Here is a 22975-nt window from a genome sequence, read left to right on the forward strand (position 1 = left end):
CCCGTAGAATTCGCGGTCAGATTGTATACGGCCACAGCCGCGCCCCAAGGTCGCACTCACCAGTATCGGAGCGAGATGAAGCAGCGCGTTTCATCTCGCTTTTTTACAAGTAGCGACCGGGCTTTCACTCAATAATGCCCTCTTTAATCATGTCGGATTCCGCACGTAATTTGTTGTGTGGTTGTGTCTCTCGACCTGGAAAAAGTGAAATTGAATGAAAATTATGCGGCCATCATACCTGAGGAGGTTGACTTGACTACCGGGGATTCCCAACTGGCTTCGTTAAAAAAGCCTGCGCTGCTCGTACTCGAGGACGGCAGTATTTTTCGTGGCACCTCTATTGGTGCTGAAGGCCTATCCGTGGGTGAAGTGGTATTTAATACCGCGATGACCGGGTATCAGGAAATTCTCACTGATCCCTCCTATGCCAAACAGATTGTAACCCTCACTTATCCCCATATCGGCAACACCGGTACCACCACCGAAGACGGTGAGTGTGACAAAGTGTGGGCCGCCGGTCTGGTGATTCGCGATTTGCCGCTGTTGGCGAGCAACTTCCGCAACGAAAAAACGCTCTCTCAATTCCTCATCGACACTAACGTTGTAGGCATCGCCGACATCGATACCCGTCGCCTGACTCGCCTGCTGCGCGACAAAGGTGCTCAGAACGGCTGCATCATGGCCGGTGACATTGATGAAGCCAAAGCGCTGGCTGCGGCCAAAGCATTTGCCGGCCTCAAAGGCATGGACCTCGCTAAAGAAGTCACCACCCCGACTGCCTATCACTGGGATCAGGGCGTGTGGAAGCTGGGTGTTGGCCATACCACCTTTGCCGGTGACAAAAAATTCAAAGTGGTTGCCTACGACTACGGCGTCAAGCGCAACATCCTGCGCCTGCTGGTCGAGCGCGGCTGCGAGCTGGTGGTAGTACCGGCACAAACACCGGCCAGCGAAGTGCTGGCGATGAATCCCGATGGCATCTTCCTGTCCAACGGCCCTGGTGATCCGGAGCCTTGTACCTACGCTATTGAAGCCATCAAAACCTTCCTGGAAACCGACATTCCGGTGTTCGGCATTTGTCTTGGTCACCAATTGCTGGGTCTGGCCTCTGGTGCCAAAACCATCAAGATGAAATTCGGTCACCACGGTGGTAATCACCCGGTGCAGGATCTCGACAGCAAGCGCGTCATGATCACTGCGCAAAACCACGGTTTTGCGGTAGAAGAAAGCAGCTTGCCTGCTAACCTGGTGGCCACGCACAAATCCCTCTTTGATGGATCGCTGCAAGGGATTCATCGCACTGACAAACCAGCCTTCAGCTTCCAGGGTCACCCTGAAGCCAGCCCGGGACCACACGAGGCAGAAGCGCTGTTTGGACATTTTATTGAATTGATGCAGGCCCGTAAGGCTTAAGCGAATTATGCACGACCTTCGCGGGGTTGGCGGGTCGGGCAAGTAAAACCGTGTGCAGCAAGGATGCTGCACTCGAGCCCCCACGGACGGGTTCACGGCGAGTTTAACTTGCCCGACCCGCCAACCCCTGAACAACCGAAGATCGCACACACCGGAGCAGACATGCCAAAACGTACCGACATAAACAGTATCCTGATCCTCGGCGCTGGCCCCATCGTTATCGGCCAGGCGTGCGAGTTCGACTACTCAGGCGCACAAGCTTGTAAAGCCCTGCGTGAAGAGGGTTACCGGGTTATTCTGGTCAACTCCAACCCCGCCACTATCATGACCGATCCGGCGATGGCTGACGCCACCTACATCGAGCCGATCGAATGGCAAACCGTTGCCAAAATTATCGAAAAAGAACGCCCCGACGTTATCCTGCCGACCATGGGCGGGCAAACCGCGCTCAACTGTGCGCTGGCACTGGCAAAACACGGTGTGCTGGAAAAATACAATGTTGAATTGATTGGCGCCAAAGAAGAAGCCATCAACATGGCTGAAGACCGCAACCTCTTCGACAAAGCCATGAAGCGTATCGGCCTTGAATGTGCCCGCGCCAAAATCGTCCACACCATGGAAGAAGCCAAGGAAGTACCGAAAGAATTCGGCTTCCCGTGCATCATCCGCCCGTCTTTCACCATGGGTGGTTCCGGTGGTGGTATCGCTTACAACTGGGAAGAATTTGAAGAGATCTGTACTCGCGGTCTCGACCTCTCGCCCACCAACGAATTGTTGATTGACGAATCCCTGCTCGGCTGGAAAGAGTACGAGATGGAAGTGGTTCGTGACAAAAACGACAACTGCATTATCGTCTGCTCCATCGAAAACTTTGACCCGATGGGCGTGCACACCGGTGACTCCATCACCGTAGCACCGGCACAAACTCTTACCGATAAGGAATACCAGATCATGCGTAATGCATCGATCGCGGTATTGCGTGAAATTGGTGTAGAGACCGGCGGCTCCAACGTACAGTTTGCGGTGAATCCGGAAGACGGCCGTATGGTCGTGATCGAGATGAACCCGCGTGTATCCCGCTCTTCAGCGCTGGCTTCCAAGGCGACCGGTTTCCCGATTGCCAAAATCGCTGCCAAGCTGGCTGTGGGCTACACCCTCGATGAGCTGCAAAACGACATTACCGGCGGTGCAACCCCGGCGTCGTTTGAGCCGTCCATTGACTATGTGGTTACCAAAGTGCCGCGCTTCACCTTCGAAAAATTCGGTGATGCTGATGCCCGCCTGACCACCCAGATGAAATCTGTCGGTGAGGTGATGGCGATTGGTCGTACCTTTCAAGAGTCCTTGCAGAAAGCCTTGCGCGGTCTGGAAGTCGGTTCTGCCGGTTTTGAATCCAAAGTGGATTACACCAGCGAAGAAGGCGCGGCAAAAGTTCGTCGCGAATTGACGACAGCCGGTGCCGAGCGTATCTGGTACCTCGGCGATGCTTTCCGCATGGGGCTGAGCGTGGAAGAGGCGTTCAATTTGTCAAAAATTGATCCCTGGTTCCTGGTGCAAGTTAAAGAGTTGATTGATATCGAACAATCACTGCGCGGAAAATCGCTCAATGATTTGGATGCAGACAAACTTTTCCAGCTCAAGCGCAAAGGTTTCTCTGACAAGCGTCTGGCGTTGTTGCTGGGCACAACAGAAAAAGCTGTTCGCCATCACCGTCAGGGGCTGAACATTCGCCCGGTGTACAAGCGTGTTGATACCTGTGCGGCAGAATTTTCTACCTCGACGGCTTACATGTACTCCACTTACGAGGAAGAGTGTGAAGCCAACCCGAGTGACAAGAAAAAAATTCTGGTTATTGGTGGTGGCCCGAACCGTATCGGCCAAGGTATCGAGTTTGACTACTGCTGTGTGCACGCAGCTCTCGCCATGCGCGAAGACGGCTACGAAACCATCATGGTCAACTGTAATCCGGAAACCGTTTCTACCGATTACGACACCTCCGACCGCCTGTTCTTTGAGCCGGTAACCCTCGAAGACGTGTTGGAAATCGTCAACAAGGAAAAACCGGTCGGCGTGATCGTACAGTTCGGCGGTCAAACGCCGTTGAAACTGTCACGTGCTCTTGAAGCTGAAGGCGTGCCTATCATCGGTACCAGCCCGGACGCGATTGATAAAGCTGAAGACCGTGAGCGTTTCCAGCAAATGATTGAAAAGCTGGGCCTGCTGCAGCCGCCTAACGCCATCGTTCGCTCTTTGGAAGAAGCGCTGGTTGCTGCGGACAAAGTGGGTTATCCGCTGGTGGTTCGCCCGTCTTATGTTCTGGGTGGCCGTGCGATGGAAATCGTTTACAAAGAAGACGAGCTGCGTACCTACATGCGTACTGCGGTGCAAGTTTCTGAAGATGCGCCGGTGTTGCTGGATCACTTCCTGAATGCAGCGATTGAAGTGGATATCGATGCAGTATCGGACGGTAAACAAGTGGTTATCGGCGGTATTATGCAGCACATTGAACAATGTGGTGTGCACTCCGGTGACTCCGCCTGTTCTCTGCCGCCTTACTCCTTGCCTGCCGATGTGCAGGACGAAATGCGCGAGCAGGTCAAGAAAATGGCCATCGAACTGGGCGTTATCGGCTTGATGAACACCCAGCTGGCTTATCAGGATGGCAAGATTTACGTTATTGAAGTGAACCCGCGTGCATCGCGCACGGTGCCGTTTGTTTCCAAGTGTATCGGTGTTTCATTGGCCAAAGTGGCGGCGCGTTGTCAGGCGGGTACGTCGCTGGCAGACCAGGGCTTTACCAAAGAAATCATTCCGGATTACTTCAGCGTGAAGGAAGCGGTATTCCCGTTCAACAAATTCCCGGCAGTTGACCCGATTCTCGGCCCGGAGATGAAATCTACCGGTGAAGTGATGGGCGTGGGCGACACCTTCGGCGAAGCCTTTGGCAAGTCGCAGTTGGGTGCCAGCAACCGTATTCCAACCTCGGGTAATGTCTTTATCAGCGTTCGCGATATGGACAAGCCAGGTATTGTGAATGTGGCCCGCGATCTGATGGAGCTTGGCTTCTCGGTAGTGGCGACTCGCGGTACCGCGTCTGTGCTGCAGGCGGCCGGCCTCAATGTTCGCATTGTGAACAAGGTGCAGGAAGGGCGTCCGCATATTGTTGATATGATCAAAAACGATGAAATCGCGATGATCATCAACACCGTGGAAGGTCGTCAGGCCACTCGCGATTCATCATCCATTCGCCGTAATGCGGAAAATCATCGTGTTTACTACACAACCACGCTGGCAGCCGGTGAAGCGGTTTGTATGGCACTGAAAGGTCATGCAGACATTGAAGTGCGTAGCCTGCAGGATTTGCACAAGAGGATCAGTGCATGAGTACCAAATTTCCGATGACGGTGCTGGGCGCAGAAAAGCTGCAGCATGAACTGGAAGACCTGAAAAAAGTACAGCGTCCGCGTATCGTGCAAGCGATCGCGGAGGCGCGTGAGCACGGCGATCTGAAAGAAAATGCCGAGTATGCCGCAGCGCGTGAGCAGCAAAGTTTCTGTGAAGGCCGTATTCAGGAGATTGAAGGCAAGCTGAGTAATGCCCAGATTATTGATGTGACGAAAATTGCTCCTACCGGCAAAGTGCTGTTTGGTGTCACCGTCGCTATCATCAATATCGAAACTGATCAGGGTGTTACCTATCAGATCGTTGGTGATGACGAAGCTAACGTCAAGGAAAACAAAATCTCCGTTAACTCTCCTATTGCCCGCGCGTTGATTGGCAAGGAAGAGGGTGACGTGGTGGTGGTGAAAGCCCCCGGCGGTGAAATTGAGTATGAGATTGAATCGGTCAGGCATATTTAATTTGCCCAACCTGTTCAGCCACAAAAAAGCCGGCAATTGCCGGCTTTTTTGTGCTCGTCGCAGACTGATTGGATATCAGCCCTGACGTTGAATATTGGACAGTTTCGGGTTGGCTTTCTTGTTTTGACGATACAGGATTACCACCTTGCCAATCTCCTGCACGATTTCCAGGGCTGGCAGCTTTTGCAGCTCGGCAATCAAGGCTTTGCGTTCATCGCGGTCAGTGACAGCCAGTTTCACCTTGATAAGCTCATGGTCATCCAGCGCCCGATTCAGCTCCTGGCGAACACCTTCGCTCAATCCATTGCCGGCAATTGTCACAATAGGATTTAACTGGTGGCCAATAGTACGAAACTGTTTTTTGCGATCAGCGCTGAGGGGCATAGGGTTACCTTCAATAACAGGGAAATAGCGAATTTGCCTGCTATTGTATCCTGAAGGCCCGATGCAAGTTAATCATTTAGCGGTAATGCAGCGTCAGGCGGGTAAAAATAAGGAAGTTTCGGAACATTTCTTGCCTTGCTGTGGTCTGAATGCTGAATAAGGTGGAGAATTGTTAGTGAATTTCCTTTTTACATACCTTGTTTTATCAGGTTTTGTCCCCATTACCTTCCGTTGTGAGTAGAAAAACCTTTTTTGTGCGGCCAGCGAAGTTGGCGCAATGCCGGAAAGTTTTCAGTATTAGCTGATTTTTTAAGCCTGTATGAGTAAACTTCAAGGTGTTCTGTCTTAAATAAATGTTTGCTATCAGGCTGTTTTCAGGGTCTGAAATTGTCTTAGGTGTACCAATGAGGAAGTCTTCTTGAACGATATGACCAAGAATTTAATCCTGTGGCTAATTATTGCCGTCGTTCTTTTCAGTGTTTTCGAGGGCTTTAATCGCTCGCCTGCCAACGAAGGTCTTACTTATTCCGAGTTCGTACTCGCGGTAAAAAGCGACCGGGTAAAGAAAGTGACCTTTGACGGGTACACCAAAATAGACGGTGTCTACCAGGACAACACGCCTTTCAAATCGGTTCGTCCTTTTGTGGAAGACCCAAAATTAATGGATGACCTGCTCAACCACGGTGTGGAAGTGGTAGGTAAAGAGCAGCAAACTCCCAGCTTGTGGCATCAGCTACTGGTTGCCAGTTTCCCTATTCTTATTATTATCGCGGTCTTCCTGTTCTTCATGCGACAGATGCAGGGGGGCGCCGGTGGCCGTGGTGGCCCGATGAGCTTTGGTAAAAGCAAAGCGCGCTTGCTCGGCGAAGACCAGATCAAAACCACCTTTTCTGACGTTGCCGGTGTTGATGAGGCAAAAGAAGAAGTACAGGAACTGGTTGAGTTTCTCCGTGATCCTTCCAAATTCCAGCGTCTGGGCGGCATGATTCCCCGCGGTGTTTTGATGGTAGGTCCTCCGGGTACCGGTAAAACCTTGCTGGCAAAAGCCATTGCCGGTGAAGCCAAGGTGCCATTCTTTTCTATCTCCGGTTCCGACTTCGTAGAAATGTTCGTTGGTGTTGGTGCGTCACGTGTGCGTGACATGTTTGATCAGGCCAAAAAGCAGTCTCCCTGCATTATCTTTATCGATGAGATTGATGCGGTGGGCCGTCATCGCGGCGGCGGTCATGGCGGTGGTCATGACGAGCGCGAACAAACCCTGAACCAGTTGCTGGTTGAAATGGACGGTTTTGAAGGCAACGATGGCGTTATCATCATTGCAGCTACCAACCGTGCCGATGTTCTCGATAAAGCTTTGCTGCGCCCGGGTCGTTTTGACCGTCAGGTATATGTGGGTCTACCGGATATTCGCGGTCGTGAACAAATTCTGAAAGTACACATGCGCAAGGTTCCATTGGATGAGCGTGTGGAAGCATCCGTAATCGCCAGAGGTACACCCGGTTTCTCCGGTGCTGACCTGGCTAACCTGGTGAACGAAGCGGCACTGATGGCGGCGCGCGGTAACAAGCGTCTGGTCACCATGGATAACTTTGAGCAGGCGCGCGACAAAATCATGATGGGCGCAGAGCGCAAGAGCATGGTTATGTCGGAGAAAGAAAAGGAAATGACTGCTTACCACGAAGCGGGTCATGCCATCGTCGGTTGCGTCATGCCCGAGCATGATCCGGTGCACAAGGTCACGATCATTCCTCGCGGTCGTGCATTGGGTGTTACCCATTATTTGCCGGAAGACGACAAGCACAGCCAGAGCAAGCGCTATTTGTTAGGTCGTATTGCCTCTGTATACGGTGGCCGTATCGCCGAAGAAATGATTGCCGGCCCGGATGGTGTTTCTACCGGTGCTTCCAGCGATATCGAGTACGGTACCCGTATGGCTCGCGCCATGGTTACCCGTTGGGGCTTGTCCGACAAGTTGGGCCCCTTGTTGTACGCGGAAGATGAAAGTGGTTACCCGGGTGTGAGTTCTCCCAATTATTCCCCGGAAACCTCGCGCATTATCGATCAGGAAGTGCGTCGTATTATTGATGAGTGTTATGCCCTGGCAGAAAAAACCCTCGCTGACTACCGCGATGTGTTGGAATCCATGAAAGATGCGCTGATGGAATATGAAACCATTGATGCTGATCAGGTTTCCGATTTGATGGCTCGTCGTAAAGTGCGTCCACCGCGTGAGTGGGAAGATGACGATAATGACACCGGCAAGGCGGAGAGCATCGACAAGGAGGCTGAAAACAAACCGGCTCCTGACTCGGGTGCCAACCCTATTGGTGGTCCTGCTAACGAACACTAATCTTTAGCAAAAACGATAACCCCGGCTTGTTCCGGGGTTGTTTTTTTCAGGGTGATCATTTACAAAGCCCATCTCTTTTGCTGCCAAACAAAGTGCCCCTATCCATGCAACTCCAAGCAGGATCCCATCTGATTGATCTCTCCCGTCCGGTTGTGATGGGAATTCTGAATCTCACCCCCGACTCATTTTCCGATGGCGGTCGCTACTACCAGCAAACCGCTTTATCTATGGATCTGGTATTGCAGCGTGCGCAGCAAATGCTTGACGAAGGCGCTGTGATTATTGATGTGGGTGGCGAGTCAACGCGCCCTGGCGCTATTCAGGTGTCCGAAGCAGAAGAGCTGGATAGGGTGGTGCCGGTTGTTGAGCAGCTGGTTTCCCGTCTTGGGGCGATTGTTTCTGTTGATACCAGTTCTGCAGCGGTGATTCGTGAGTCTGCCGCTGTGGGTGCATCCATCATTAATGATGTCCGCTCATTGCAACGGCCGGGCGCACTTGAAGCTGCGGTAGCGAGTCAACTGCCGGTTTGCCTTATGCACATGAATGGTGAACCGGCTGTTATGCAAAAAGCACCGCACTACGAAAATGTCATCGAAGAGGTGCTTTCTTTTTTGCAGCAGCGGGCGGCGGTTTGCATTGCTGCGGGCATTGCCAAAGAAAAACTGATTTTTGATCCGGGCTACGGCTTCGGAAAAAATCTCGAACACAATTTAACGCTGCTGCGTTACCAGCAGCGCATTGCCGAATCGGGTTTTGCCATTCTTGCCGGCTTATCCAGAAAGTCCCTGTTAGGGCATTTACTGGGGCGGGAAGTGAGCGAGCGCCTGCCGGGCAGTCTGGCGCTAGCCGCGATTGCCGCACAAAAAGGCGCACACATTATTCGAGTTCATGATGTTGCCGCGACAGTCGATGTGCTGGCGGTTTATCATGCGGTCGATCAACAACTTTTCCATTTACATTGATGAAACGAGGGGAGTAGGGAATCTATGTCGCGAAAATATTTTGGTACCGATGGTATTCGCGGCCTCGTCGGTGAAGCGCCTATTACGCCCGATTTCATGCTGAAACTCGGCTGGGCTGCCGGCAGGGTTTTGATGGATCGCTTCGGTGGTTCCAACCTGATTCTGATTGGTAAAGATACCCGTATTTCCGGTTACATGTTTGAATCTGCCTTGCAGGCCGGTTTGATTAATGCCGGTGTTGACGTGGGGCTGTTGGGGCCTATGCCAACGCCCGGTGTGGCTTACCTTACGCGTACTTTTCAGGCGCAGGCCGGTATCGTCATCAGTGCTTCTCACAACAGCTACGTTGATAACGGTATCAAATTCTTCAGTGGCACTGGCACCAAGCTGCCGGACGAACTTGAATTGCTGATTGAAGCCGAACTTGAAAAGCCCATGATCACCGCTGAGCGTCTCGGTAAAGCGCGTCGCATTGCTGATGCCTCCGGTCGTTATATTGAATTCTGTAAAGGCACCATGCCCTGGGGTTTCAGTCTGCAAGGGCTGACCATTGTGCTGGATTGCGCCAATGGTGCTACTTACAATATGGCGCCCAGCGTATTCACCGAGCTGGGCGCACGCGTTGTGCCGATGTTTGTTGAGCCGAACGGTACCAACATCAATCGTAGTTGTGGCTCCACCAAGCCCGAAGCTTTACAGGAAAAAGTGGTCGAAGTCGGCGCTGACCTGGGTATTGCTTTTGATGGCGACGGCGACCGCGTTGTATTTGTTGACCATAAAGGCGAACTGGTGGATGGCGATGAGATTCTCTATATCATTGCGGCCTATCAAAAAGAATTTGGCGGTGGTTGCGAGGGCGTGGTCGGCACGCTGATGAGCAACTTCGGTTTCGAGCTGGGATTGAAAAATCTCGGCGTTCCTTTCTCCCGTGCCAATGTGGGTGACCGTTACGTTATCGAGCGGATGATCGAAAACGGCTGGACACTGGGCGGCGAAAATTCCGGCCATATCGTTTGCAGCAATGTGACGACAACCGGTGACGGCATTATTGCCGCACTGCAAGTGTTGCTGGCGATGACAACCATCGGCAACAAGCTGCACAAAATCAAGAAAGGTATGACCAAGCTGCCGCAGACCATGATCAACGTGCGTATGTCTCGCCGTTTGAATGTCGCGACTGACGAAACCATTCAGGCGGCAGTGGCAGAGGTGGAAGCAAAACTGGCAGGAACCGGTCGTGTATTATTGCGGCCTTCCGGTACTGAGCCGGTAGTGCGGGTGATGATCGAAGGACAGGATCGTCAACAAGTAAAAGAATTGGCACAAGAACTGGCAGCTGTTGTTGAGCGGGTTTTGAACTGATCAAAACCTGTTGCAAATTCAAGCGAAGCCGGCAGATATCAGCCCAATCAACCGAAAAACACAAAAAGTTGGGTGCCAGGCTCAAGTTGGGATTGTATGTTAATCCCAACTTGGCTATCATCAGCGCCCGCTTTGGGGGAGGTTTTGCTCTTGATTAAGGCAACAAACACAAAGCGTAAGAAGTTGGTCATCGGTAACTGGAAGATGCATGGGGATCGGCAATTTAACGCCACCTTGCTCTCCGATATCCTGACCCGATGGAATTCTGAAAATCAGGTAGAGACGGTAATTTGCCCTCCTTATCCTTATTTTCAACAAGTGATCGAACTGATCGGTGCCAGTCCGTTAGTCATGGGCGCGCAAACTATTAGCGAACATGACAGTGGTGCATTTACCGGAGAAATATCCGGACAAATGTTGTCAGACTGGCAGTGCCGCTATGTGATTGTCGGCCACAACGAACGTCGCCGTATGCAACATGAAAGCGACGCCGATGTTGCTCTGAAGTTTCTTGCGGTACAGCGCGCCGGATTAATCCCGGTGCTCTGTATCGGTGAATCACTGGAGCAGCGTGAAAGTGGTAATGCGCTGGAAGTTATCGGCGCGCAGTTAGGGCACGTTATCAATGCAGCAGGTATTGCGGCATTCGAAAATGCGGTAGTCGCTTACGAACCGGTTTGGGCAGTTGGAACCGGCAAGACGGCCACACCGGAGCAAGCCCAGGAAGTACATGCATTCATTCGTAGTCGATTGGGTTCTGTATCGCCAAGAATTTTGTACGGTGGCAGTGTAAAAGCACACAATGCCGCCCAACTGTTTCAAATGCCTGATATCGATGGCGCACTGTTAGGTGGTGCCTCGCTGGTTGCAGAAGAATTTGTGGCAATATGTAATGCAGCAAATTAATCGCAACCTGATGATTTTCAAAAGAAGTTCAGGTAACATACGCGCACTCTGAGAGAAGCGGAAAAATGGAAAAATTAGTACTCGTTATTCATGTGTTGTCAGCCTTGGCTATTATCGTGTTGATTCTTCTTCAGCAAGGTAAAGGCGCAGCTGCAGGTGCCTCTTTTGGTGCCGGTGCATCGCAAACAGTATTCGGCAGTGAAGGCAGTGGCAGTTTCTTTACTCGCGCCACCGCTATTTTTGCTGTAGTTTTTTTCTGCACCAGTTTCGGCCTGGCAATCATTGCCAAAAACAGCTCGCCACTGGCTGAAGGTATTCCTTCAGTACTGGATATTCAGAATACGCAACAAACCGATGTTCCAGTCATTGAAACACCGGCGTCCAACAGCGATGTTCCTGCTGTACAGGATGAGCAATAAGTTTTAAAGAAATGCCCAAGTGGTGGAATTGGTAGACACGCTACCTTGAGGTGGTAGTGGCGCAAGCTGTGCCGGTTCGAGTCCGGCCTTGGGTACCATAAGTAAACAAAATAGCCCGCTGATGCGGGCTTTTTTGTGCCTGTTTGTCGGCGATGGCAAACAGATCCTCGTGTGTTTTCTGCAGTCAGGCCATCATGTCATTTGAAAATCAGTATCTGCAATTACGTGATGAACGTTTGCGCACATCTACGCGGCAGTTTCTTGCGCGTGGCAAGTCGGTGGCTCGGTGTGAGCGTTGTCAGTTAGCGGCATTTGCTTGTCTTTGTCGTTGGCGGCCGCGGTTGCAGAGCCGGTTTGAATTTATTGTGTTGATGCACCGTGACGAGGTTTTCAAGCCGACCAATACCGGTCGCCTGATTGCGGATGTGTTGCCCGACCAAACACATGTTTTTTGCTGGAGCAGAACAGAGCCTGATCCGCGTTTGCTGGCGTTGTTGGCAGAGCCGGATCGTGAGTGTTTTGTGGTGTATCCGCTCGATGAAAACAGTGAGCGGCCAGTAACCGATAAAATTTCACCGTCTGAAAAGAAACAGACTTTCATTTTGCTGGATGGTACCTGGAAGCAGGGTGGTCGTATGTTCCATCTCAGTCAGTGGATGAAGCATTTGCCTTGTCTGGCGTTACCTCAGGCGTTGTTGCGGGGTTATGCGGTGCGCAAATCTCATCAGGATAATTATGTGTCTACCTTTGAGGCGGCTGCATTGAGCCTTGAGATGGCGGGCGATCAACAGAATAGTGATTTCTTTCTGGATTATTTTTCGGTGTTCAATGCGCATTATGTGGCAACACGCCAATGTGTTCCGCCGGTTCCCGGCGACGCACACCACCGTCTGGCGGCTATTGCCAGAGCATGATAAAAAAATCCCGCCATTTTTGTGGCGGGATTTTTTTATGCTATCAATGCAATTTAAGGCGAGGGCGTAGCCAGCGATTGATTTTACCGGCAAACATAATCAGCCCGGTTTTTATCACGCCGTGAATGGCGACCTGATGCATGCGATACAGCGAGATATAAACAAAGCGTGCCAGACGGCCTTCAATAAACAAACTTCCTTCACGCAAGTTCCCCATCAGGTTACCGACGGTTGAGTAGTTAGCGAGGGAGATCAGCGAGCCGTGATCCTTGTATTGATAGGTTTTCAGCGGTTTGTTATTCAGCAGAGCAACAATGTTTTGATAGCAAACGGTCGCCATTTGGTGGGCTGCCTGGGCGCGCGGAGGAACACGTTTGCCGTTCAGCTGCGTGTATTCGGCGCAGTCGCCAATTGCAAAAATGTGCGGGTCGCGGGTGGTTTGCAAAAACGGATTAACCACCAATTGATTGATGCGATTGGTTTCCAGCCCGCCAATGTCTTTCATAAAATCGGGCACCTTGATGCCGGCAGCCCACACCATCAAATCGGCTTCAATAATTTCGCCGCTTTTGGTGATAAAGCGCCCGGCCTCGGCAGACACTACGGATGTTTCGAGTTTGACGCTTACGCCCAATGTTGCGAGTTCTTTGTGTGCGGCGGCGGAGATGCGCTCGGGCAACGCCGGTAATATGCGCGGGCCGGCCTCAATCAGTGTTACGTGCAAATGCTCGGTGTTTACCACATTAAAACCGTAATTATGAAATTCGGTTACCGCGTGGTAAAGCTCGGCAGAAAGTTCTACGCCGGTAGCGCCGCCACCGACAATGGCAATACGCGCGGCATCATTAACTTCCGGCAGGCGTTGAATGCGCAGGAACAAGCTCATCAGTTTATTGCGGAAGCGATAGGCTTGCTTGGGGCTGTCGAGAAAAATACAATTTTCTTTTACGCCTGGCGTGTTGAAATCATTGGAGACTGATCCGAGTGCCATCACCAGATAATCGTATTCGAGATAAGTAGCGGGGAGAAATTCAACGCCTTCTTCGTCTTTCATCGGCGCCAGAATGATGTGTTTTTTATCGCGATCTATATTGATAACGGTACCGACGCGAAAGTGGAAGCCATGCGCGATAGCGTGGCCCCGGTAGCTGACGGCGTCCACACCTTCGTCCATGGTGCCCACGGCAATTTCATGCAGCAGGGGTTTCCATAAGTGGGTTGCATCCCGGTCAACCAGAATAATTTCGGCCTTTTCTTTTTTCCCCAGCTTTTTCCCCAGCTTTGTGGCCAGTTCCATGCCGCCTGCGCCGCCGCCGACTATCACAATTTTTTTCAATGCGTTTTGAGTACTCACGATACACCTCTTGCCAATAGTAAATGAGGCGGTAAGAACGTCGAGATGCTGAGGCTGAAAGCCCTGTGCAACAGCTTGGTGTCTTCGTGTTATCTGCTGCTATTGATTGCAGTTTCAGATTGTGCCCGTTGAGCAGGGCGGTGATGGCACCACATCTTTTGCGGCTTTCAGAGCGAGCCGGGTATTGATTGACCGACAATACCTGCTGTTCTGACGTTGCCCGTAAATCCGTTGTCTTGTGTGGGAAAACCGGCGTTGCTCGCCCGGTGCAAGTACGGGGTGCAAGGCACAATCGTACAAAGAGGGAGCTATAAAAAACGCCGCTAATAAGTCATTTTACCAGACAAATTCAGCGGCGCTCAGTTTAGGAGCTTTAATCTTTTCTGCAAGCAATATTGGCCGCTTGCTTATATAAATGCGTTATTTCGGTGCAGAAATAAGCGCCATTATTGTGTTAATGGCTGCCACTGTTGCGAGCGGGCACTTTCAAACAAGGCATCAATAATGCGCATATTTTGCATAGCATCGGTCAAGGGGGTTGGTGCCGGTTGATTGGCAAACACCGCGCTGGCGAGCGCATCCGCCATCTCGCGGTAATGGTCAGCCGGCGGGATAGCGATTTCCTCGCTGAGATGATCTCTGGTCAGAATAATGTGGGTGGCTGTGTCGGCTTCCGGGCTGAAAGGAACCGGAATACGAATTTTCCCCCGCTCGCCAACGGCTTCTACAAACTGGGAGCCCTCAATTTTGGTGGCGGCGGTAAAGGTGGCGGTTCCAGCCGGGAATTGCAGCAAGCCGGAAATCAGGCAATCCACTTCGTAATCTTCAAAGGGCGTGATATGGGCGAGCACTTTTTCCGGTTCCTCGCCGAATAACCAGCGCGACAGGGAGATGCAGTAGCAACCAATATCCATCAGCGCACCGCCGCCCATATCAATCTTGTTGCGAATATTATCGGGTTCATGATTGTTGTAGGAAAATTGCGAATGCACACTTTTTACTTTGCCTATAACGCCTTGTTGCACCAGCTCAAGGGCTTTTCGCCATTGGGGATGGAAGCGATACATAAACGCTTCCATGGCGATCAGATGAGGGTGGTCTTCGGCTTCATCCAGCAAGCGTTTGGCGTCATCCGTATTCAACCCGACCGGTTTTTCGCAGAGTACATGTTTACCGGCGCGTAGTGCTTTGATGGACCAGGGCACATGCAGATGGTTGGGCAGCGGGTTGTAGATTGCGTCGATATCCGGATCGGCGAGCAGGGCTTCATAGGAGGCGTAGGCTTTTTCAATGCCCAGTTCGCGGGCAGCGTTATCGGCAGATTCCTGGCTGCGCGAAGCAATGGCGGTGACTGTGCCAAAAGCAGAGGTTTGAATGGCCGGAATCACTTTGGTGCGTCCAATTATGGCGGTGCTCAGCACACCCCAGCGTAATTTTTTCATCATCGACTCCTTGTAACAATCGGGGGCGGGTTTGCCGACGGGTCGGCTATTGATTCGTTGTTAGGTTAACCGGGTCTACTGACCCTTGCGGGATTCCTGAATGTAGAAACGGGCATCCCGCGCTTGTTGATAGCAGCGGTCGAAGTTTTCCACGGTTTGCATGGTTTTGGCGGCGGTTAGCAGGCCAAAGGCTTTGGTATAGCTGACGGTGCCAGCAAAACCATCGGCTTCGGCAATACTCAGTTCATCCCAGGCGATGCCCAGTTCCTGTGCGCAATGGGAGCGCTGGAAAGTTTTTCCCGTACAGGCTGTTATAGCGGTACAACAGGCAACAATAGTCAGCAGGCGCAACATAGCGGGCATAACGATAATCTCCGTAGGGGCTTAAATAAAAACAGATCATATCGCCAAGCCTGTTCTGCTGGCCATAAGCCGCATCACGATACCGGTAATTATTTTGCAGCCTGCCAAATGGCATCAATTTGCCGGGTAATGTCGCTCAGCAGTTGCTCGCGGGGGGCATCAATATCGATATGCAGCATATCCGTCTCGTCGCGCGGAAATTCGAGGCTGTCGAATTGGCTGTCGAGCAGGTTGGGGTCCATAAAATGGTTGGTGCGATTGACCAGCCGTTGGTAGATCACGGTTTTTTCGCCGTGTAAAAACACAAACAGGGTTTGCAGGCCGGCTTCTCGCAAGGCATCCCGGTGTCTTCGTTTCAGCCCGGAAAATGCCAGTACGCAGGCACTGCCGGCGTCGCCCTGTGCTCGCAGGTGCAGTTTCAGTGCTTCTACCCAGGGCGCGCGCATATCGTCGGTCAGCGGTTTACCGCTGTTCATGTGCGCACGGGCAGCGTCGCTGTGGAAATGGTCCGCATCGAAAAACTGAAAGCCGTAATGGTCGGCAAGCAGCTCGGCAATGGTGGTCTTTCCGCTACCGGAAACCCCCATTACGATGAGCAGCGGGGTAGTTGATTGGGGATTGGAAACAGATGTCATGGTGGGGTGTTATTCATTAATAAACTGTTCCTTACATTAGCACTCACGCAAATGATAGTGCAATCATTTTGCTTGTGCTAAGGTGCTGCGTGTTTTATTCGCGAGCTGTAAAATCGCGAATTTAACTGAAAAATCGGCGAAAAAACGACTGGTAACGGTTAACAATAACAAAGAACAGAGGAGCGAACCTGTGGCTCAAACATCTGCCCCGGCGGGCAATGGCAAGATCAAACTGCGGGAAAAAATCGGGTATGGCATTGGTGATATGGGCTTCAATTTTTATTGGGCCAACATCTCTGCCTTTTTGCTGATTTTCTATACCGATGTCATGGGGTTATCGGCAGCCGCCGTGGGTACCATGATCCTGATTACTAAAATTATCGACGCATTTACCGACCCTTTGATGGGGGCAATTGCTGACCGCACCAAAACCCGCTTTGGTAAATTTCGCCCTTATTTATTATTTGCTGCGCTGCCGATGGCCGGTGCCGGCATTCTTACCTACAGTACGCCGGACCTTGATGATACCGGCAAACTGATCTGGGCTTACGCAACCTACTCGTTGATGATGCTGGTTTATACCGTGCTCAGCACTCCCTATTCGGCCTTGTCGGGGGTTATCACTGCCGACAGTCAGGAACGTACCACGCTGATCAGTTTCCGTTTTATCGCTGCCTTTACCGGTACCACCATCGTTAACTATTTCACCCTCGATATGGTGCAGTGGTTCGGCCAAGGTAATGATGAGCTGGGCTGGCAATTGACCATGGGTGTTTACGGTATCGCAGCGGCGGTGATGTTTATGATCGTGTTCTTTACTACCAAAGAACGCGTCGAACCCCCGGCGGCGCAGCAAACACCGGTTATGCAGGATATTCGCGACCTGCTGGGCAACGGCCCCTGGCTGGTGTTATTCGCACTGGCGCTGATCATTATGATCACTATTGTGATGCGCGCAGGCTCGATTGTTTATTACCTTAAATATTACGTAGAGCGACCTGAGTTAACCGGCACCTTCCTCGGCGTTTACTCCATCGCCCTGGCGCTGGGGGCAGCCTGTACACCCATTATGACGCGCTACATGGACAAGAAAAATTTGATGATCTTGCTCATGGCGGTGGCGGGCAGCCTGAGTTGCCTGATGTTCTTTGTGCCCAAAGATGCCCTCTGGATGATGTTTGTATTAAATACCCTGATCGGTTTTGCGCTGGGGCCAAAATCACCGCTGGCATTTTCCATGTACGCTGATTCTGCCGATTACACCGAATGGAAAACCGGCCGCCGCGCTACTGCGATGACCTTCTCGGCAGCGACCTTTTCGCAAAAACTGGGCGGTGCCATGGCCTCGGCGGCGATTGCCTGGACGCTGGCACTGATGGGTTACGTGGCCAATGAAGCGCAGTCGGATGCATCACAGCTGGGTATCGTTTTGCTGGTGACCATTGTGCCTGGCGTGATTGCTTTTATTGCCGCCTTCGTGATGCGCTTTTATACGTTGGACAGTGCCACGCTGGTAAAAGTGCAGCAGGAGTTGCTGGCACGAAAACTGACATCCTGATCAATTATTAAAAAAGTCTGAAGATAAGTGGCACCTTTCAAGGTGCCATTTTCTGTTTTATTGATTACCAAACGTGGAGTTGGAAACATGTTATTTCCCACTGAAGATGGTGAGCGTTACCAATTAACCAGCCCGGTGGCCATGCCCCGCGCAGCAGGGTTTTTATGGAACCGCCGCATGATGATGCAGATCACCTGCCGTGGTTATGCCGTTGCACAATTTATGCAGCCTGAGCCGGCCAAATATGCCTATGCGCCCAATCTTGAAGCCAAAACGTTTATGCAACCGGAGCAGCCGTATTACGCGCATCATCCGGGTCGCTTTTTCTATTTGAAAGACGAAGAAACCGGCGAGATTTTTTCAGCGCCCTATGAGCCTGTGCGTAAAAAACCGGAATCCTTTTTGTTTTCGGTCGGTAAAAGCGATATCGCCTGGGAAATTGTCTGGCAGGATATTCGCCTTGAAATTCGCCTCTCGTTGCCGGTTGATGATGTGGTTGAGCTCTGGCAATTCCGTATCGTCAATCAGTCTGGCCGGGCGCGTAAAATTTCGCTCTACCCTTATTTTCCCATTGGTTATATGTCATGGATGAACCAGTCAGCGGAATACCGCGCTGATGTGGGCGGGGTGGTTGCCAGTTGCGTAACGCCTTACCAGAAAGTGGCTGATTATTTCAAAAACAAAGACTTCAAAGATAAAACCTTTTTCCTGCATGACCGTCAGCCGGATGCCTGGGAAGTGCGGCAAAATGTTTTTGAAGGCGAGGGCGGTTTGCATGCGCCTGATGGCGTACAAGCGGAGCAGCTGTCTTGCGGTGAGGCGCGCTATGAAACCCCGGCAGCTATTTTGCAATACCGGCTTGAGCTGGCGGATGGCGCAGCCAATGATTACCGGTTTTTATTCGGGCCAGCATTTGACGATGGTGAAATCAAAGCGCTGTCTGCCCGTTATTTAAGCGAGCAAGGTTTTACCGCAACGCAGCAGGCTTATGCCGAGTATGTGCGTCAGGGTAAAGGTTGTTTGGGAATCAGTACGCCGGATGCCGGCTTGAATAATTTTGTTAATCACTGGTTGCCACGTCAGGTTTTTTACCATGGTGATGTTAATCGACTGACCACCGATCCGCAGACGCGCAACTATCTGCAAGACAATATGGGGATGGGCTATATTAAGCCCGAGGTTACCCGTCATGCATTTTTACTGGCGCTCAGCCAGCAGGAAGCTTCCGGCGCTATGCCGGACGGGATTCTGCTTGCCGAAGGTGCCGAGCTGAAATACATCAATCAAATTCCTCATACTGATCACTGCGTGTGGTTGCCGGTTTGCCTTAAGGCTTACCTGGATGAAACCGATGATTATGCGCTGCTGGATGAACAGGTTATTGCGGCAGAAAGCGGTGAATCTGCCAGTGTGTTTGAGCGTATATCGCAAGCCATGCAATGGTTGTTGTCCGAGCGGGATGCGCGCGGCCTTAACTACATCGCCCAGGGCGACTGGTGTGACCCGATGAATATGGTGGGTTACAAAGGGCGCGGGGTTTCCGGCTGGTTGTCGGTAGCTTCTGCCTATGCGCTTAACTTGTGGGCCGACATTTGCGAAGAAACGGGCCACAGCGATGCCGCCGAAAAATTCCGCAGCGGTGCGCAGTCACTGAATCAATCCGTGAACCGTTATCTGTGGGATGGCAACTGGTTTGCCCGTGGCATTACCGACGACGATGTGGTGTTTGGGATTGCCTGTGACAAGGAAGGCAGTATTTTCCTTAATCCGCAAAGCTGGGCGATTCTCGGCGGTGCTGCCAGTGATGAGCAGCGCGGTAAAATGCTGCAAGCGATCGAACAGCGCCTTGAAACGCCTTACGGTGTAACCATGCTGGCGCCGGCCTATACCGCCATGCGCGACGATGTGGGTCGGGTTACCCAGAAGCATCCTGGCTCGGCAGAAAACGGTTCGGTTTATAACCATGCCGCGATCTTCTACATTTACAGCCTGTACACGGTTGCTGAATCGGATAAGGCGTTTGAATTGCTGCGCAAGATGTTGCCTGGTGAGCAGGCGGATGATTATTTGCGTCGCGGTCAGCTGCCGGTCTTCATCCCCAATTATTATCGCGGTGCTTATCATCAGTACCCGGATACGGCAGGTCGTTCCAGTCAGTTGTTTAATACCGGAACCGTTTCATGGGTGTATCGCTGCCTGGTAGAAGGATTGTTCGGTTTGAAAGGCAGCCGTCGTGGTTTGGAGATTAACCCGCAATTGCCATCACATTGGCCAGAAGCACAAGTAACACGCAGTTTCCGCGGTGCCAATATCCAGGTGAATTATCGGCGCGATGCCGGTGTTAGCGAGGTGAAGGTATTGTTGGATGGCGTAGCATTGCCAGCACGCTGCATTGACAATGTTCGGCCGGGCAATGTTTATAAGGTGGAAGTTTTGTTACCGCTTTAATTGTTGCGGTGATGATGCGCTGCTTTGTAATGGAAAAAGTAGCGTTATGATGTGAAAAAGCCGATCCGGAATAACCCGGATCGGCTTTTTTATTGCGGTGTTACTGGTCGGAAGATTTGGATTCGTCGCGACGATTTTTCAGCAGCGACAGTACCACCGAGCCACCAATCAACAGGCCAACCACCGCCAGCGAAACGGCGATAGGGATCTTGTAAATATCCAGCAACAACATTTTGGTACCAATAAAAATAAGCACCAGCGCCAGGCCATATTGCAGCAAGGAGAAGCGGTCAGCCATGTTGGCGACCAGGAAATACATAGCCCGCAAACCAAGGATGGCGAAAATGTTGGAGGTCAGCAAAATAAACGGGTCGGTGGTGATGGCAAAAATCGCCGGGATGGAATCCACCGCAAAAATAATGTCTGAAAATTCTACCAGCACCAGCACAAAGAACAGCGGTGTTGCATAGCGTAAACCTTCTTTAACCACAAAAAAGCGTTCGCCATCCAGTGAAGAGGTTACGCGCATTTTGCTGCGCAGCCAGCGGATCATGCGATTGTTATCGAGGTCCGGTTCTTCGTCATTACCGCGCAACATTTTAACGCCGGTAAACAGCAGGAAGGCGCCGAATAAATAAAGAATCCAGTGGAATTGGCTGATCAGCCATACGCCGGCGAAAATCATAATGGTGCGCATGATGATTGCGCCGAACACGCCATAAATCAGTACGCGTTTTTGCAGTTCCAGGGGAATGGCAAAGTAGGAAAAAATCATCAGCCAGACAAACACGTTATCAATAGCGAGTGATTTTTCTATCAGGTAGCCGGTGATAAATTCCAGCGTTTTGGTGTTGGCGAGCTCGCGGGTAAAGGCGCTGTCGAGATACCACCAGAGACCGGCAGCAAACAGAAAAGAAACGCTGACCCAGACAATAGACCAGCTGGCGGCCTCTTTAAAAGAAACCCGGTGGCGCTTGCCGCCGCCGACCAAAAAGAGGTCGATAAACAGCATAACAATAACGATGGCGAAGAAGCTCAGCCACATCCACCAGGTGCCAATAGATTGCAGATTTGTTTCCATGATGATCAGCCTTTGCAAAAAAAGAAGTTAACCGGCAGCTGCTGGTCAGACGGGGAGTGAACAGAGGAAAAGACATGCGGGGAAAACAACGGCATAACAGATAAGTCTCCAGTGCTTGAATGATTAATAACACGCAATGCACGGACGTACCTCGGCCTTTGTCATTGCGACAAAGGTCTCGTTCACAGATGAAGGTCATCTGCCTGCGGTGCCGGAGTGTTAACTCGTGTTGACGACAATCGCAGCGGGAACTACTCCCCTTCGGTAGGTGGCAGTTTAAGTGTTTGTATTAAATAGTCAATCGTTGCTTGAGCGGTTTTTGAGGTGCGGTAATCCAGTGTGATCGGGTTACCGCGCCGGGTGTCAGGACGCTTCTTTCTTTGTGCCTTTGCTGCTTTTGGCGGCTTTGGCCGGTTGGCTCTGTTGTTTGCTTTTTACAATACTGATGTATTTGATCCATGCCTGCTCAACGGGGTTTTTCGGGGCCACCTGATTGGCTATCACCTTCAGCAGGTGTAAATCGTCGGCAGAGGGGTCGGATACGTTTTCGTCAATTAAAGCTGATATTAACATTCCATGTTTTTTAACCAGTCTTGCCTGAATGCTTGAAAGGCCTCCGGCTTCGAATCCATCGGGAAAGTTGGCAGGATCCTGAAACATTTGTTTCAGATAGTGTTCGCGCGGCAGCATAACGAAGTCTCCATTATTGATATGTGCACGAGAGTCCGGGAAGAGGCGCTCCGGTGAGGCCTGGTTTCACGGCGCATGGCGAATTTAATCTGTTTTTATTGCAGTGTATAGAGTGATGCAGAAGATGATGTGAGCTGATTGAGGTCTGTGCCGCTATTTTTGTTATTTACGGGCATAAAAAAACCGGCAGAAGCCGGTTTTTTCGAAATCGATCAAGGGATCAGGCAGCAGCCAGAGCCTTGATACGATTGTTCAGACGGCTCTTATGACGAGCTGCCTTATTTTTGTGGATCAGGCCTTTATCGGCGATACGATCAATAACGGGTACCGCTGCTGCATAGGCTGCTTTTGCAGCTTCCAGATCACCTGCTGCAATGGCGTTCACCACTTTTTTCAGGTAGGTACGCCCCATTGAGCGCAGGCTGGCGTTATGCTTGCGAGCTTTTTCGTTTTGACGCGCGCGTTTTTTAGCTTGGGGTGAGTTTGCCACCGTGGTGCTCCTATTAAAAATCTGTTCTGAAACGAGTCTGAATTCAAGGACGCGACATTATGCCGTTTCAAAGACAATTGTCAACACCGGGGTATTGTTAATTGCAGGTAAAACGACGTTCGCGATCGGGTTCGAAAGGTTGCGGGGTCTGGCGACAGCTTGGTAGAGCCTGAAACAGAAAATATCCACTACCTGGTTCGGATGCGCGCAATAATATCACGAACCCTTGCCGTCCAACCAGTCATGATCCACTTAAGGTTGATAAAACTGCCATGTTTGCAGAGGGGCGGGTGGTCCCAATCCGGTAAGAACCGCCCCGGTGTGCCTTACTGAAAGCCTCCGGG

Annotated in this window: 19 protein-coding genes and 1 tRNA gene; 12 read left to right on the forward strand and 8 right to left on the reverse strand. The window is 51.4% G+C overall.

Features of this window, described 5'->3' with window-relative positions; all coding sequences use genetic code 11:
- Positions 1-252: 252 nt before the first annotated feature.
- The 3 genes from carA to greA all read left to right on the forward strand — a co-directional run bounded on the left by carA (position 253) and on the right by greA (position 5273).
- Positions 253-1413, forward strand: coding sequence for a glutamine-hydrolyzing carbamoyl-phosphate synthase small subunit (carA, locus tag C4F51_RS06570; RefSeq protein WP_235992290.1), 1161 nt, complete (start codon positions 253-255; stop codon positions 1411-1413).
- Positions 1414-1575: 162 nt separating this feature from the next.
- A complete protein-coding gene (carB, locus tag C4F51_RS06575) occupies positions 1576-4797 on the forward strand; it encodes a carbamoyl-phosphate synthase large subunit (protein WP_193908289.1) in 3222 nt (1073 codons plus the stop codon).
- Positions 4794-5273 carry a transcription elongation factor GreA gene (greA, locus tag C4F51_RS06580; protein WP_193908291.1) on the forward strand — a complete coding sequence of 160 codons (480 nt, stop codon included), beginning with the start codon at positions 4794-4796 and terminating at the stop codon, positions 5271-5273. The genes carB and greA overlap by 4 nt, the downstream gene beginning before the upstream one ends.
- A gap of 75 nt (positions 5274-5348) precedes the next feature.
- On the opposite strand, the gene C4F51_RS06585 is transcribed toward greA, so the two are convergent.
- Positions 5349-5657: a YhbY family RNA-binding protein gene (locus C4F51_RS06585; protein ID WP_193908293.1), complete on the reverse strand. Its 309-nt coding sequence runs from the start codon at positions 5655-5657 to the stop codon at positions 5349-5351.
- Between the two features lie 427 nt (positions 5658-6084).
- Here C4F51_RS06585 and ftsH point away from each other — a divergent pair, with 427 nt between their 5' ends.
- The 7 genes from ftsH (at position 6085) to C4F51_RS06620 (ending at position 12570) form a co-directional block, all read left to right on the forward strand.
- Positions 6085-8007 carry an ATP-dependent zinc metalloprotease FtsH gene (ftsH, locus tag C4F51_RS06590; protein ID WP_193908294.1) on the forward strand — a complete coding sequence of 641 codons (1923 nt, stop codon included), beginning with the start codon at positions 6085-6087 and terminating at the stop codon, positions 8005-8007.
- 104 nt (positions 8008-8111) lie between these two features.
- Complete coding sequence (gene folP / locus C4F51_RS06595; RefSeq protein ID WP_193908296.1) at positions 8112-8969, forward strand: dihydropteroate synthase; 858 nt, start codon at positions 8112-8114, stop codon at positions 8967-8969.
- A 24-nt stretch (positions 8970-8993) separates the two neighbouring features.
- Entirely contained in the window at positions 8994-10331 is a 1338-nt protein-coding gene (gene glmM, locus C4F51_RS06600; protein WP_193908298.1) for a phosphoglucosamine mutase, read from the forward strand.
- 150 nt (positions 10332-10481) lie between these two features.
- Positions 10482-11237, forward strand: a complete 756-nt coding sequence (tpiA, locus tag C4F51_RS06605) for a triose-phosphate isomerase (protein WP_268905025.1) — start codon at positions 10482-10484, stop codon at positions 11235-11237.
- Positions 11238-11302: 65 nt separating this feature from the next.
- Positions 11303-11656: a preprotein translocase subunit SecG gene (secG, locus tag C4F51_RS06610; RefSeq protein ID WP_193908302.1), complete on the forward strand. Its 354-nt coding sequence runs from the start codon at positions 11303-11305 to the stop codon at positions 11654-11656.
- A gap of 13 nt (positions 11657-11669) precedes the next feature.
- Positions 11670-11754 (forward strand) — tRNA-Leu (locus C4F51_RS06615).
- Between the two features lie 96 nt (positions 11755-11850).
- Entirely contained in the window at positions 11851-12570 is a 720-nt protein-coding gene (locus C4F51_RS06620; protein ID WP_193908304.1) for a tRNA-uridine aminocarboxypropyltransferase, read from the forward strand.
- A gap of 43 nt (positions 12571-12613) precedes the next feature.
- On the opposite strand, the gene C4F51_RS06625 is transcribed toward C4F51_RS06620, so the two are convergent.
- The 4 genes from C4F51_RS06625 to C4F51_RS06640 form a co-directional block, all read right to left on the reverse strand.
- A complete protein-coding gene (locus C4F51_RS06625; protein ID WP_328701317.1) occupies positions 12614-13924 on the reverse strand; it encodes an NAD(P)/FAD-dependent oxidoreductase in 1311 nt (436 codons plus the stop codon).
- Positions 13925-14370: 446 nt separating this feature from the next.
- A complete protein-coding gene (locus C4F51_RS06630) occupies positions 14371-15366 on the reverse strand; it encodes a Gfo/Idh/MocA family protein (protein WP_193908306.1) in 996 nt (331 codons plus the stop codon).
- 75 nt (positions 15367-15441) lie between these two features.
- Positions 15442-15729, reverse strand: coding sequence for a hypothetical protein (locus tag C4F51_RS06635; RefSeq protein WP_235992291.1), 288 nt, complete (start codon positions 15727-15729; stop codon positions 15442-15444).
- 89 nt (positions 15730-15818) lie between these two features.
- The gene (locus tag C4F51_RS06640; protein ID WP_193908308.1) at positions 15819-16364 is read right to left on the reverse strand and encodes a gluconokinase; all 546 of its coding nucleotides are present in this window, start codon (positions 16362-16364) and stop codon (positions 15819-15821) included.
- A 190-nt stretch (positions 16365-16554) separates the two neighbouring features.
- Between C4F51_RS06640 and C4F51_RS06645 the strand changes: the two genes are divergently transcribed.
- Together C4F51_RS06645 and C4F51_RS06650 are read left to right on the forward strand one after the other, a co-directional pair.
- Positions 16555-17922 (forward strand): MFS transporter, encoded by a 1368-nt coding sequence (locus C4F51_RS06645; protein WP_193908310.1) that lies wholly within the window; start codon positions 16555-16557, stop codon positions 17920-17922.
- An 87-nt stretch (positions 17923-18009) separates the two neighbouring features.
- Positions 18010-20370: a GH36-type glycosyl hydrolase domain-containing protein gene (locus C4F51_RS06650; protein WP_193908312.1), complete on the forward strand. Its 2361-nt coding sequence runs from the start codon at positions 18010-18012 to the stop codon at positions 20368-20370.
- Positions 20371-20470: 100 nt separating this feature from the next.
- Here C4F51_RS06650 and C4F51_RS06655 read toward each other — a convergent pair whose 3' ends face one another.
- From C4F51_RS06655 to rpsT, 3 genes are all read right to left on the reverse strand, one after another.
- Positions 20471-21451, reverse strand: coding sequence for a TerC family protein (locus C4F51_RS06655; RefSeq protein WP_328701318.1), 981 nt, complete (start codon positions 21449-21451; stop codon positions 20471-20473).
- 363 nt (positions 21452-21814) lie between these two features.
- Positions 21815-22141, reverse strand: coding sequence for a DUF413 domain-containing protein (gene maoP / locus C4F51_RS06660; RefSeq protein ID WP_193908314.1), 327 nt, complete (start codon positions 22139-22141; stop codon positions 21815-21817).
- Positions 22142-22361: 220 nt separating this feature from the next.
- Positions 22362-22631 carry a 30S ribosomal protein S20 gene (gene rpsT / locus C4F51_RS06665; protein ID WP_193908316.1) on the reverse strand — a complete coding sequence of 90 codons (270 nt, stop codon included), beginning with the start codon at positions 22629-22631 and terminating at the stop codon, positions 22362-22364.
- Positions 22632-22975: the final 344 nt, after the last annotated feature.

Origin of the sequence: Cellvibrio polysaccharolyticus, assembly GCF_015182315.1 — a bacterium.
Classification (GTDB): Bacteria; Pseudomonadota; Gammaproteobacteria; order Pseudomonadales; family Cellvibrionaceae; genus Cellvibrio; species Cellvibrio polysaccharolyticus.